Genomic DNA, 12,212 nt, shown 5'->3' with positions numbered 1-12,212 from the left:
GGCAGCCCCCAGCCATAGTGCCCGCCATCGTGCCGCCAGTCGTGCCGGCCGGCTTGGCGCCGGACTCGCACCTGTCGCCTGCCGTCGGCCTGCCGTCGTTTTCCGGCATACTGCAAACTCCGTCTCCCGCTCCGGTTGCCTCCCGTGCGCGGTTTTCCGCACCGCCGGGCCCGGCAGCATCCCCCGTCCCGCGCCGGAATACCACGGCCGCGTTGCAGCCTCCGAATCCCGAGGCGGTTTTCAGTGCCGCATCCGTGCGGATTTGCCGGTGGGCGGCGCTTATGTCGAGCGGATAGGGCACCCCGCATTGCGCATAGCCCTTTACGCCGAAACAGCTATTTTCGCACAGTTCCCGCACCGTTATGATGCTCTCGATTACGCCCGAGGCGCCCAGCGTATGCCCGAAATAGGGTTTCAGCGAGTTGCACGGAACATTGCACAGTCCCGCGAGGTTCAGCGCCCGGCTCTCCATCTCGTCGTTGTAGACGGTCGCCGTGCCGTGGGGATTCACCAGTCCGATTGCTGTTGCGCCAATCTGCGCCTCTTCGAGCGCCGCGCGGACGGCGTACCAGAGTCCGTCGCCCGTCCGCGAGGGAGCCGAGATGTGGTTGGCGTCGTTCGAGATGCCGCCTCCCGCCACGGCGATTCCCGTTGCCGAAAGCGTCCTGTCGCGCGTCAGCAGCACCGCGCCGCACCCCTCGCCCAGCGTCAGCCCGTCGCGTGCCGCGTCGTAGGGGCGGCAGAGCGTGGGGCTTACCGACTTGAAGGCGTTGAACCCGCTGACGATGAAGTCGCACAGCAGGTCGAACCCCGCGACGAAAACATGGTCGTAGGCTCCGCTGCGGATTAGCCGCGATGCGATGACGATGGCCGACACGCCCGAAATGCAGGCGTTCGAAATCACCAGCGGCCGGTGCGCCGCGTCCAAATGGCGGCCGATGACGCCGGCCGTGTGGTTCAGGTCGCATTTCTGGGGGTCGCTTCCCAGCAGGCCGATATTGCCTTTGGTCGTGGAGAGGATAATCAGCACGCGTTCGTTCGCGGGCGAAATGCCCGATGTGGCGATTGCCTCGCCCAGTGCGAGCAGGGCCGCCTGCTCCGCGGGCGTGTACCCGGCGAGGCCCTGTTCCGCCGCCAGTTTGCGCAGCCGTGCACGGTCGATCAGGCAGACGGGCGTGCCGTCGTGCCACGGCGCAGGGGCGGTCGCCTGGGCGCGCACGGCGGCCATGTTCTCCTGCGTGCCGAACCCGAGCGACGAGATGATGTAGTCGGGCCCCCACCAGACGGTTACTTCACGTCCCATCGCGTTTTCCATTTGCGGTAGAATTCGGGACAGAGCAGCTGCAGTTCGCCCCGGCTGTCGAGGAACACCTGCGTCGAACTGCCCTCGGCGACGATTGCGCCGTCTGTGGCGCTGCGAATCGTGTACTCGAAACAGATTTTGGCCGCCTCGGTGGCGATGTAGCGGGTTTCGATGACCGCCGTGTCGTTCACGCGCAGCGGCTTGCGGTATTGCAGCTGCAGCTCCACCACCGGCGCCGTGTAGCCGCTCGCGTAAATATCCATGTACCCCAGCCCGGGGAACTCGCGCCCGAACGCCTCGCGTCCGTCTTCGAAATAGCGCACGTATTCGCCGTGCCACACGATTTGCATCGAGTCCACCTCGCTGAACCGCACGCGCAGCGATGTCTTGCTCACGAGGCTTGCCTCTGCCGTTTTCCTGCGTACCATTACTCCTCCAGATATATTTTCATCCGGCACTCCGCGACCGTCTTCGCGTCGCATTCGGTGCGTGCCGAGATCAAAGTTACGTTCATTATGCGCTGTTCGATCACCTCCGTGGTGACGAGGCGGCTGCCGATTGGGGGCAGGAAACGGATTTTCAGGTCGTTCACGGCCCCGATATATCCCAGCGGCACCCTTTCGCCGCGGCTGCGGCTCATGTACCCCGCCCGCAGGGCCGCCGACTGGGCGATATGCTCCACGATGCCGCATTCGTCCAGCACGCCGTCCGCGACGAAGATGTTCTCCCCGCGCACGGTCAGCCCGCTCCGCGATTGTCCCCGGTCGTCGATGCCGTAGAAAGCGTCGACCATCACGATCGGCGTCCGCTGCGGGATATATTCCAGTATCTCCTCCCCCGTAATCAGGACTTTCTCAAATACTCCCATAACGGTCCTTTTTTGTTGCGTTTGAGCCGCAGCGTCTCCGCCAGCGCGCTCTGCTCGTCGTCGGGGAACACCCATGCCTTGCCCGTGGCCAGCGCCGCGCGCCGCGTCTGCTCCAGATCGAAGTCCGGGGCGATGTAGTAAGTCGGCGCCAGCAAATCGTCGTCGGGGCCTGTGACGCCCTCCCATGCGGCCAGCTCCGCCAGCCGCGTATGCGGATAGATGCGCATGCCCGCATAGGGGAACATGACGGTATATTCCAGCCGCCGCGAGTTTTCCACGGTTTCGCGCACCGACTCCTGCGTGTCGCCGTAGCCGCCCAGAATCAGGAAGTGGGCGTAGTAGACGCCGTTGTCGAGCGCCAGCCGGCTGGCACGCTCGACGTCGCCGAACGTGAAATGCTTGCCGTAGGCCTCCAGCGTCCGGTCGCAGAACGACTCGGTGCCGTATTCGATGTGCGTCAGCCCCGAGGCGCGGAACAGCCGCATCTGCTCGGCGTCGATGCCCCGCGGCGAGAAGTAGGCGCCCCATGCGACCTCCGTTTTACGCCGGAGCAGCGTTTCGGCCAGCCGGACGTTGTATTCCGGGCAGATGTTGAACACCGAGTCGGTGAAGAACAGGTAGCTGATTCCGTAGTCGCGTTTGGCGCGCAGGATATTTTCGGCGATGGCCTCGGGATCCATCGTCCGCACGCACCGCCCGTCGATCGAAGGGTACGAGCAGTAGATGCAGTCGTAGGGGCATCCCCGCTTGGTCTGGATGTTGAGCATGCCGCTGCGTTTCCAGTAATAGCCAGTCAGTTCCGGCTCGAACTCCACCTCGATTGCCGGCAGGTAGCTCCTGCGGCCGCTTCCCGTGCGGCCGTCGCGGGTGCAGACCGCCGGAATGTCGATTTCCCGGTCGCCGCGCTCCAGCGCCCCGAGCAGCTCGGCGAGCGGCCCCTCGCCCTCGCCGTGGATGCCGTAGTCGGCCCCCAGCTCCCGCATGAATGCCGCCGGGTAGATCGAGAATCCCGCCCCGCCGATGATGACCGGGGCGTCGCTGGCCCCGCGGATTACCTCCATCAGCGCCTTGTATTGGGGCAGGAATCCCCGCCTGTCGAGCGAATTGGCCCCGTCGACGTTGCGCAGCGATAAGCCGATGTAGCGGGGCGCCAGCGTGCGGATGCGCTCCGCGAGCTGTGCGTCGGTGAGCAGGTTGCAGTCCGCCATATCGACGCGTATCCCGCTTATCGTGCGCTCGAGGTGGGTTTTCAGGTATGAAAGTCCGAGCGGATAAACGGGGTAGGGCGAGGTGTGGCGGTTTGCCGAGATGAGTAAGATGCTGTATGCGCTCACGACCAGAACCGATAGAAGTTGAACCATTGCTGCGGGTAGCGCCTTACCACGGCTTCGAGCGAGCGGACGTAGCTGTCCAGCAGGGCGTTTTTATCCCGGCCCTGCCGCTCGTCGGGGATGTCGAAGACAAAGCGGTAGCGCCTGCCGCGTTCGCGCATGGCGTAGTAGAAGACCGCCGGCACGCGGAATTTCGCGGCGACGGCGAACGGCCCCGCCGGGAAGCGGGCCTCGCGGCCCATGAAGCTCACCGGTACCGCCGGGCTGCCTTCGACGAAGCGGTCGCCCTGGAAACAGACGTACTCCCTGCGGTCGAGCACCTCCTTGATGCGGAGTATCGACTCGATGCCGCCCTCGTTCACCGGAATTACCTTGTAGCCCTCCTGTTTGCAGTGCCTGTCCATGATGTTTTTTATCTGCCGGTATTCGGCGTCGTACATCACCAGGTGCATCCGGCGGGCATAGTCGCCGAAAAATCCGGCTCCCGAGCCCCAGCATCCGACGTGTGCGCCGACGATTACCGCGCCGCGGCCGCTGTCGAGCACGCGCAGGAAAGCGTCGTAGTTTTCGAATTCGAATTTGTATTTGCGCTCCATGCCGCTGCCGATGGCCACCCGGTCGATGATTGTCTGCCCGAGCGCATAGTAGTGCGCGTAGAGTTTTACCGCGGCGCGGAGCCTTCCGTAGCGGAGGATACGGCGGTTATAGAACCACACGGCCCGCGTGGCGCGGGGTGCGAAAGGGATGAAATAGACGACCACCAGTGCGAGGAAAGCATACGCGGCACGTATTCCGAATACCCGCATCAGCAAGATGAAGAAGCCGTATCCGAAACTGCCGCCGCGCGAGCGCCCGCTCCACTGTGTGTCGTTATTTTCCATTCGTCCGGCCGATGATCAGGTCGTAAAAGTCCCGGAACGTTTTCAGCTCCTTGAAGTCGGGGCCTGTGAGCGTCACGCCGAAGTTTCGGTCGACGAGCACCACGACGTCCACCAGGTCGAGGCTGTCCAGGTCGAGCGTCTCCAGCAGCGGGGCGTCGGGCGTGATGACCTGGCGGTCGACTTCGAATTCATCGGCCAAAACGGTATCGATCTTTTCGATGAGTTCCTGTTCTGTCATTTTTTTTGAGCGGGTTTATTGGTGTTTCTTAATAATCAGGGTCGAGTTTGTGCCGCCGAAGCCGAACGAGTTCGAGAGGAAACGGTCGAACTCCCTGTTGACGCGCCGGGCGGGGATGTTGAGCTTCGAAGTGGCCTGGTCGCCCTCCGCGAAGTTGATGTTCGGGGCGATGAATCCGTGCTGCATCATCAGCATCGAGTAGACGATTTCGCTCGCCCCGGCCATCCACATTTCGTGTCCGGTCATCGCCTTGGTCGAGGCGACGTAGGGCCTGCTGTCGCCGAATACTTCGGCGATTGCCAGCGCTTCGTTGTAGTCGCCCAGCGGCGTCGAGGTGGCGTGGGCGTTGACGTAGGGTATCTCTGCGGGCTGCATCCCGGCGTCCGCGAGGCAGCGCAGCAGCGAGCGGCGCGGGCCGTCGACGTTGGGCACCGAGATATGCTCGCCGTTGGACGAGAATCCGTAGCCCATGACTTCGCCCAGTATCTTCGCGCCCCGTGCCGCCGCCGAGTCGTAACTTTCGAGGATTACCGTCGCGGCGCCGCCGCTCGGCACCAGTCCGTCGCGGTCTTTGTCGAAGGGCCGCGATGCCGCCGCGGGGTCGCTCTCGCGCGTCGAGAAAGCCCCCAGCCCGTCGAAGCTGCCCACCGAATAGGGATTCACCTCCTGTGCGCCACCGCATACCACGCGCTCCTGCAGCCCCTGCTTTATCATCAGGTAGCCCATGCCGATGGCATGCGAGCCGCTTGCGCAGGCTGCCGAGAGGGTGAGGTTGATGCCCCGCAGGTTGAAAATCACCGAGAGGTTCATCGTGACGGTCGAGTTCATCGACTGGAAAATGTTGCCCGAGCCGACCATCGCCGTGTTCTGCTTGGCGCGGATGATGTCGATGCCCTCGATTACCGGGGCGGCGCTGCTGTCGTTGCCGTAGATGATGCCGACTTCGTTCGCCGCGAGGAACGCCTCGTCCATCCCGGCGTTGCGCATCGCCTCGGCCGTGGCCATGTAGGCGTATTCGCCCTGCTGGGGCAGGCACAGCCGCTTGCGGCGGTCCAGCACCCCTTTCAGTTCGGGTTGTTTCACGATTCCCGTCAGCGACGAGATGTATCCCAGCTCCTTGCGTGCCGGGTCGAGCCCGATGCCCGGGCGTCCGTCGTAGAGCGCCTGCGTTACTTCGTCGAGGCTGGTGCCGATGCAGGACCAGATGCCCAGTCCGGTGATGACTACTCTTTGTTCCATGTGGTCAGGTATATAATCCTCCGTTTATCGAAATCACCTCCCCCGTGATGTAGGAAGCCTTGTCCGAGATGAGGAACATCGCCAGGTCGGCGACCTCGGCAGGTTCGCAGAAGCGTCCGGCGGGTATCTGTTTCCTGATTTCGGCCTCGTCGATGTCTGCGGTCATGTCCGTGCGTACGAAACCCGGTGCGATGGCGTTCACCGTCACCCCCTTTTTCGCCACCTCCTGCGCCAGCGCCTTGGTCGCGGCGATTACGCCGCCCTTGGCCGCCGCATAGTTGGCCTGTCCGGGAAGCCCCTTGATGCCCGAGAGCGAAACGATGTTGACGATGCGCCCGAAACGGTTGACGAGCATGTCGCGGAGCAGCGGCCGCGTGACGTTGTAGAACCCGTCGAGGCTGGTGGCGATTACCGTGTGCCATTGCTGCGGCTCCATCCACATCATCAGCACGTCGTCGCGGATGCCGGCGTTGTTCACCACGACCTCGATGCAGGCGCCCTTGTGGGCCTGCTGCCAGGCGGCGATGGCTGCGCCGGCCGCCTCGACCGAGGCGACGTCGAACTGCATGGTTTCCCCGTCGCCGCCCGCGGCGCGGACGCCCGCGAGGGTCTTTTCGGCCTCCGCGGCGTTCGATTGGTAGTTGATCAGTACGTAGTAGCCCCGGCCGCCCAGTTTCAGGCATATTTCGCGTCCGATGCCCCGGCTGCCGCCGGTCACGAGTGCGTATTTCGTCGGTTCGGTCATGCTTGCTGTTTCAGGAATTTTTCAATCGCCGCAATCTCTTCGTACTTGGGCGTATCGTCGGTGAATTTCGGCACGATGGCCCGGATGTCGGCATACAACTGCCGTGTGGCGTCGGACAACTCCCCGGCGCACTGCAGGTAATCGGTCGCCTGCACCAGCGCCAGTATTTCGATGGCGAGCACCTGGTAGCCGTTTTCTACCACCTGCCGCGTGATCATCGCCGCGTTGGTGCCCATGCTGACGATGTCCTGGTTGTCGTTGTTGTTGGGTATCGAGTGGACGTACATCGGGTTCGAAAGCGTCTGCGACTCGGCCGTGGTCGAGGTGGCCGTGAACTGCGCCGCCTGCATGCCGTAGTTGAGTCCCAGTTTTCCGAGGTTCACGAACGGCGGCAGCGTTTCGTTGATCCGGTCGTGGCAGAGGTAGTTCAGCTGCCGCTCGGCGAGCATCGTCATCTTCGTGACGGCGATTTTGAGTTTGTCCATCTCCAGCGAAACATAGTCGCCGTGGAAATTGCCGCCGTGGTAGATCGTTCCCGTCGCCGGGTCTACCACCGGGTTGTCGTCCACCGCGTTGAACTCCTCGGTGAGTATCTTTTCGGCCTGCGAGATGGTTTCGAGCACCGGGCCGAGTATCTGCGGCGTGCAGCGCAGCGAATAGTAGGGCTGCACCTTGTGCCTGAAGGTCGGGGCCTCGCCCGTGTCGCCGTTGTATAGCTCCACCTCGCGTTTGCGCAGGCGGCGGCCCGATGCGCATATTTCGCGCATCCGGCGGGCTATTTCGGCCTGCCCCGCGTGGAGCTTGTATTCGTTGAGCGCCCGGGCCATGAAGTCGTCGTACGATTCGACCAGTTCGTTGAGCATCACCGACGCCTTCACCGTCCAATCCAGCAGGCGGCGCGCCCGGGCGAGGTTCACCAGCCCGATGCCCGTCATCACGGCCGTGCCGTTGGTCAGGGCCAGTCCGTCGCGGATGCGGAGCTTGAGCGGCGTTATGCCGCACGCCTTCATCGCCTCGGCCGCAGGTACGATTTGGCCCCGGAACGAAACCTCCGACTCGCCGATCAGCGCCAGGGCGATATGCGCCAGCTGCACCAAATCGCCGCTGGCGCCCACACTGCCGTGGCGCGGTACGCGCGGGTATATGCCGTTGTTGAGCATTGCCGCCAGTATCTTCACCACGTCGGGATGCACGCCCGATTTGGCCATGAGGAATGTCTGGAGCCGCGCGAGCATCGCCGCGCGCACGCAAATGTCGGGCAGGGGTTCTCCTGCGCCGCAGCTGTGCGAGCGTATGATGTTGTATTGCAGGCTGTTCAGGTCGGCGTCGCCGATTCGGTACTGCGCCATGGGGCCGAACCCGGTGTTTATGCCGTAAATGACTTTCCCCTGCTCGAAAGACGCGAGGAAGCGGTAGCATGCCTCGACTTCGTGCAGGGCGGTTTCATCGATTGAAATCTCTGTTTCGCTGAAAATCCGGTCGTTTATGGTGTTCAGGTCTGAATAAAACATTTTTTAAACGGATTATGGCCTCAAAATTACAAAAACTATCTCAATAAACATTTATATGACTATTTTTTTGTTTGTATCGTCGGATAAAGCGGACGGTTCGTGCGGTGCCGGAATCCGTCGCCGGGCGGCAAAAAGCAGCGGAGGGCATTGTGCAATGCCCTCCGCTGCCGTATGTTGTCCGGTGTGTTATTTCACGCCGAATTTGTAGATGCAGGTCTGTGTGTAAGTTTGCCCGGGACGCAGTACCGTCGAGGGGAAGTTGTCCTGGTTGGGGCTGTCGGGGAACTTCTGCGTTTCGAGGGCCAGCGACTCGCGGTAGCGCTGCGGCTTGCCGTATTTGCCCATCGACTTGCCGTCGAAGAAGTTGCCGCTGTACACCTGCAGGCCCGGCTGGTCGCTCCACACCTCCACCGTGCGGCCCGAGGCGGGTTCCCATACCGTGGCGGCCAGCTCGACGCCGCTTTCCGTCTTGCGGTCGATGACCCAGTTGTGGTCGTATCCGCCGCCGTTGCGCAGCTGTGCGTTGTCCGCTCCGATGCGCTCGCCGATGGTATGGGGCTCACGGAAATCGAATGGCGTACCCTCCACGGGGGCGATCTCTCCCGTGGGAATCAGCACCGAATCCACCGGCGTGGTGTGGCTGGCGTTGATAGTCATCACGTTGTCGAGCACCGTGCCGTTGCCCTCGCCCTTGAGGTTGAAGAAGGGGTGGTGCGAGAAGTTGGCGACGGTCGGTTTGTCGGTCGTGGCCTTGTAATCGACGCGGAACTCGTTGTCGGGCGTGAGCGAGTAAATCATCTCGATATCCAGGTTGCCGGGGAAACCGTCCTGTCCGTCGGGATGGAGGTAGTGCAGCACGAGTTTGTCGTCCGTGGCCGAAACCACGTCCCACACCACGCGGTCTACTCCCGTCAGTCCGCCGTGCAGCGTCTGGCCGTTGTTGTTCAGCGGCAGCGTGTATTCCGTGCCGTCGAGCGTGAAACGGCCTTTGGCGATGCGGTTGGCATAGGGGCCCACCACGGCGCCGAGGAAACGCTCGCCCAGCGTGTCGAGGTAGCGGTCGATTGACTCGCAGCCCAGTACGATGTCCTCGTAACGGCCTTCGCGGTCGGGCGTCCAGAGCGACACGACGCGGGCGCCGTAGTTGGTTACCTGCATGGCGATGTCGCCCGCACGGAGCGTGTAGAGCGCGACGGGTTTGCCGTCGACGGTGGTTTCGAATGCTTCGGCGGGCAGCAGTTTCATGCCGGATTCCCGGGTTCCGCAGGCTGCCAGCAGCAGCATGCCGAGTGCGATAAGCGATTTTTTCATATTATTCGGGTTTTTTGGTTTTTCCGCAGGTAAAGTTAAACGATTCTCCCGGAAAACCCCCGCTGCCGCCCGAATTTTTTTTGCAGGCGGGGCCGCAGTTCGGGACGTTTGTACCGTTTTATTGACCGGATTTTGTTAATTTTGCCCGCAGCATCCGTCCGATTCATGAAACCGAAACCGATATTCACCTTCCGCGACGCGGAGAAACAGGCCGCTCCCGTGGCTTTTTCCACCATGCTCAAACCGGCGGGTTCGGCCTGCAACCTCGACTGCGGCTATTGCTACTACCTGGACAAGGCCGTGCAGTACGGCGGCCGGCAGGCCGTGATGAGCGACCAACTGCTGGAGCTCTATGTGAAACAGTATATCGAGGCCAACGAAATCGATACCGTGCAGTTCTGCTGGCACGGCGGCGAACCGCTGCTGCTGGGTGTCGATTTCTACCGCCGGGCCATGGAGCTGCAGCGCAAATACGCCGCCGGCAAGCGGATTGAAAACACCCTCCAGACCAACGGTGTGCTGGTCGACGGGGCGTGGTGCGACCTGTTCGCCGCCAACAATTTCCTGGTCGGCGTTTCGCTCGACGGGCCCGAGGACATCCACGATGCCTTCCGCCTCACGAAAGGCGGCCGGCCCACTTTTGCCCGTGTCATGGAAACGGTGCGGATGTTCGAACGCAGCGGCGTTGAATTCAATACGTTGAGCGTCGTGAACCGGCGCTGTGAGGGGCGCGGCGCCGAGATTTACCGCTTTTTCCGCGATCAGGTGCACAGCCGCTACATGCAGTTCCTGCCCGCCGTCGAACACGTCGTCGACAAACCCGGCTTCCACCGCCCGCTGATCGTGTCGCCCGAATACGAGGGGGCCCGTCTGGCCGAATGGTCGGTCACGGCCCGGGGATACGGCGAATTCCTCTGCGACGTTTTCGACCAGTGGGTCGTGGGCGATGTGGGCCGCTGTTACGTCCAGATGTTCGACGCCTCGCTGGCGCAGTGGTGCGGCGTACAGCCGGGCGTCTGCTCGATGGGCGAAACGTGCGGCGACGCGCTGGTCGTCGAGCACAACGGCGACGTCTACTCGTGCGACCACTTCGTCTACCCCGAATACAGGCTGGGCAACATCCGCGAAACGCCGCTGGCCGAAATCTACCGCTCGCCGAAGCGCCGCGAATTCGGGCTGAATAAACGCAACACGCTGCCTGCCGAATGCCTGCGCTGCAACTACTATTTCGCCTGCCGCGGCGAATGTCCCAAGCACCGTTTCGCCTGCGGGGCCGACGGAAGCCCCAAGAACTCGCTCTGCGAGGGTTTGAAAATCTACTTCCGCCATGCGGAACCCTACATGGAGTACATGCGCGATTTGCTGTCGAAACAGCAGGCTCCGGCATGGGTCATGCCTTTCGCCCGCAAACGCATGGGGCTGATGTAGAAGGGCGCACACCGATGTGAAAACGCCTGCGGAATTTCCGCAGGCGTTTTTGTGCTGTCCCCGCATCCGGCGTCTTTTCCCGGGAGGGGGCTCTGTTTCCGGGTTCTTTCCTGCTTTCCGCCTTTGGACTTTCCCGGCTCTTGTCCTCCCGGATTTTCGGGTTCCAGTCCCGTCTTTCCCGACCTCCCTGTTCCGGTTTTTCCGGCTTCCGCCTCCGGGTATTTCCGGTTTCTGCCCTGCTCTTTTCCTGCCCCCCCCGGTTTTTCCGGGACGCCGCTGCCGTCCGGGTATTCTCAACCTTTTTCCGGCACCGTTTTTTCCGGGCCGGCTTCCGGCTCCGGGATTTTCCGCCGTTTTTTCCGGAACACCCACAGCAGCGGCACACCCGCCGCGAGGGTGAGCCACATCACCACCCCGAGGGCGTCGGTCACGCCCTCGACGTAGGTCTGGGGCCCTGCTGCCGTTTCGCGTGCGGCGTGGAAAGCCGTGCGGGCCGAGTAAACCGCTGTGAGGATGGCGATGCCGACGCTTCCCGCGAGTTGCTTGATGCTGTTCGAGATGCCGGCCGCTGCGGCCATGTCGTGCTGGGTGAGGTTCCGCAGCGAGAAGAAGTTCAGCGGTGCGAACGTGAGTCCCATGCCCAGTCCGCGGATGTAGAGTACGAAGAGGATATGCCGGTGGGTGGTGTGGAGCGTGAAACGGCTGGCGAGCCAGAAACTCGCCGCCAGCAGCAGGATGCCCGCGGCCGCGAGCAGCAGCGGCCTGACATAGCGTGTGAGGTATCCCGAAACGGCCGAGAGCACGCCCTGTATCAGCCCTACGGGCAGGAATACGCTGCCGGCCATCAGCGCCGTGTAGCCCAGTCCGCGCTGCATGTAGAGCGGCAGCAGGTAGGTGCCGCCGAGCATGCCGATTGAAAAGAGCGTCAGCACGGCCATCGAAATGCCGAAGTTGCGCTCCCCGAGCAGCCGGATTTGCAGCAGCGGCGCCGGGCTTCGCAGTTCGGTGTAGATAAACCAGGCGAGCGCCGCGGCCGCCACGGCGAAACAGCCGATAATTGTAGGCGAGGCCCATCCGTCGTGGTTGGTCGGCGAGTTGCCCCGCGCCAGCGCGTAGATGGCCAGCGGCATGAAGACGACGATGCCTGCGAATCCCCTCCAGTCGAACGGGTGTTTCGACGGGTTTTTCCACTCTTTCTGGATGAAGAGCGCCAGCAGGATGGCCAGCAGTCCCACGGGCACGTTCACGTCGAATATCTTGTGCCAGCTGTACGCATCGACCAGGTAGCCGCCCAGCAGGGGCCCGAACGAAATCGAGGCCGCCGCGGCCATGGCCCACAGGCCGAGGGCGAGGCACC

At 62.8% G+C, this 12,212-nt stretch carries 12 protein-coding genes; 1 reads left to right on the top strand and 11 read right to left on the bottom strand.

What is annotated here, in order from left to right; translation table 11 throughout:
• The 10 genes from QZT71_RS10585 to QZT71_RS10540 all read right to left on the bottom strand — a co-directional run.
• Positions 1-1,303, bottom strand: a 1,303-nt coding sequence (locus QZT71_RS10585) for a beta-ketoacyl synthase N-terminal-like domain-containing protein (protein WP_295915882.1), incomplete at its 3' end; no start/stop codon positions are given.
• On the bottom strand, positions 1,288-1,731 hold the full coding sequence (locus QZT71_RS10580; RefSeq protein ID WP_295915881.1) for a thioesterase family protein: 444 nt from the start codon (positions 1,729-1,731) through the stop codon (positions 1,288-1,290). The genes QZT71_RS10585 and QZT71_RS10580, both read right to left, overlap by 16 nt.
• Entirely contained in the window at positions 1,731-2,171 is a 441-nt protein-coding gene (locus QZT71_RS10575; RefSeq protein WP_295915880.1) for a hydroxymyristoyl-ACP dehydratase, read from the bottom strand. Before QZT71_RS10575 ends, QZT71_RS10580 begins: the two co-directional genes overlap by 1 nt.
• Positions 2,147-3,532, bottom strand: coding sequence for a lipid biosynthesis B12-binding/radical SAM protein (locus QZT71_RS10570; RefSeq protein WP_295915879.1), 1,386 nt, complete (start codon positions 3,530-3,532; stop codon positions 2,147-2,149). Before QZT71_RS10570 ends, QZT71_RS10575 begins: the two co-directional genes overlap by 25 nt.
• Positions 3,502-4,383 carry an acyltransferase gene (locus tag QZT71_RS10565; protein ID WP_295915877.1) on the bottom strand — a complete coding sequence of 294 codons (882 nt, stop codon included), beginning with the start codon at positions 4,381-4,383 and terminating at the stop codon, positions 3,502-3,504. The genes QZT71_RS10570 and QZT71_RS10565 overlap by 31 nt, the downstream gene beginning before the upstream one ends.
• A complete protein-coding gene (locus tag QZT71_RS10560; protein ID WP_295915875.1) occupies positions 4,373-4,621 on the bottom strand; it encodes a phosphopantetheine-binding protein in 249 nt (82 codons plus the stop codon). The genes QZT71_RS10565 and QZT71_RS10560 overlap by 11 nt, the downstream gene beginning before the upstream one ends.
• A 15-nt stretch (positions 4,622-4,636) precedes the next feature.
• A complete protein-coding gene (locus QZT71_RS10555; protein WP_295915873.1) occupies positions 4,637-5,860 on the bottom strand; it encodes a beta-ketoacyl synthase in 1,224 nt (407 codons plus the stop codon).
• Positions 5,861-5,864: 4 nt separating this feature from the next.
• Positions 5,865-6,605, bottom strand: coding sequence for a 3-oxoacyl-ACP reductase FabG (gene fabG / locus QZT71_RS10550; RefSeq protein WP_295915872.1), 741 nt, complete (start codon positions 6,603-6,605; stop codon positions 5,865-5,867).
• Complete coding sequence (gene hutH / locus QZT71_RS10545; RefSeq protein ID WP_295915871.1) at positions 6,602-8,116, bottom strand: histidine ammonia-lyase; 1,515 nt, start codon at positions 8,114-8,116, stop codon at positions 6,602-6,604. The genes fabG and hutH overlap by 4 nt, the downstream gene beginning before the upstream one ends.
• A gap of 186 nt (positions 8,117-8,302) precedes the next feature.
• Positions 8,303-9,427, bottom strand: coding sequence for an aldose epimerase family protein (locus tag QZT71_RS10540; protein WP_295915870.1), 1,125 nt, complete (start codon positions 9,425-9,427; stop codon positions 8,303-8,305).
• Between the two features lie 165 nt (positions 9,428-9,592).
• Between QZT71_RS10540 and QZT71_RS10535 the strand changes: the two genes are divergently transcribed.
• The gene (locus QZT71_RS10535; RefSeq protein WP_295915867.1) at positions 9,593-10,855 is read left to right on the top strand and encodes an anaerobic sulfatase-maturation protein; all 1,263 of its coding nucleotides are present in this window, start codon (positions 9,593-9,595) and stop codon (positions 10,853-10,855) included.
• 293 nt (positions 10,856-11,148) lie between these two features.
• On the opposite strand, the gene QZT71_RS10530 is transcribed toward QZT71_RS10535, so the two are convergent.
• On the bottom strand, positions 11,149-12,212 hold a 1,064-nt coding region (locus QZT71_RS10530; RefSeq protein WP_295915865.1), incomplete at its 5' end, for an MFS transporter.

This window comes from uncultured Alistipes sp., from assembly GCF_902388705.1.
In the GTDB taxonomy this organism is placed as follows: domain Bacteria; phylum Bacteroidota; class Bacteroidia; order Bacteroidales; family Rikenellaceae; genus Alistipes.
The sequence above is the reverse complement of the archived record's forward strand: the minus strand, read 5'-3'. Positions and strand labels throughout refer to the sequence as shown.

What these genes read in the sequence shown, in the direction of transcription:
- QZT71_RS10535 (WP_295915867.1), top strand. Translation starts at nt 9,593, where the DNA reads ATGAAACCGAAACCGATATTCACCTTCCGCGACGCGGAGAAACAGGCC.
- fabG (WP_295915872.1), bottom strand. Translation starts at nt 6,605, where the DNA reads ATGACCGAACCGACGAAATACGCACTCGTGACCGGCGGCAGCCGGGGC.
- QZT71_RS10565 (WP_295915877.1), bottom strand. Translation starts at nt 4,383, where the DNA reads ATGGAAAATAACGACACACAGTGGAGCGGGCGCTCGCGCGGCGGCAGT.
- QZT71_RS10575 (WP_295915880.1), bottom strand. Translation starts at nt 2,171, where the DNA reads ATGGGAGTATTTGAGAAAGTCCTGATTACGGGGGAGGAGATACTGGAA.
- hutH (WP_295915871.1), bottom strand. Translation starts at nt 8,116, where the DNA reads ATGTTTTATTCAGACCTGAACACCATAAACGACCGGATTTTCAGCGAA.
- QZT71_RS10570 (WP_295915879.1), bottom strand. Translation starts at nt 3,532, where the DNA reads ATGGTTCAACTTCTATCGGTTCTGGTCGTGAGCGCATACAGCATCTTA.
- QZT71_RS10560 (WP_295915875.1), bottom strand. Translation starts at nt 4,621, where the DNA reads ATGACAGAACAGGAACTCATCGAAAAGATCGATACCGTTTTGGCCGAT.
- QZT71_RS10540 (WP_295915870.1), bottom strand. Translation starts at nt 9,427, where the DNA reads ATGAAAAAATCGCTTATCGCACTCGGCATGCTGCTGCTGGCAGCCTGC.
- QZT71_RS10555 (WP_295915873.1), bottom strand. Translation starts at nt 5,860, where the DNA reads ATGGAACAAAGAGTAGTCATCACCGGACTGGGCATCTGGTCCTGCATC.
- QZT71_RS10580 (WP_295915881.1), bottom strand. Translation starts at nt 1,731, where the DNA reads ATGGTACGCAGGAAAACGGCAGAGGCAAGCCTCGTGAGCAAGACATCG.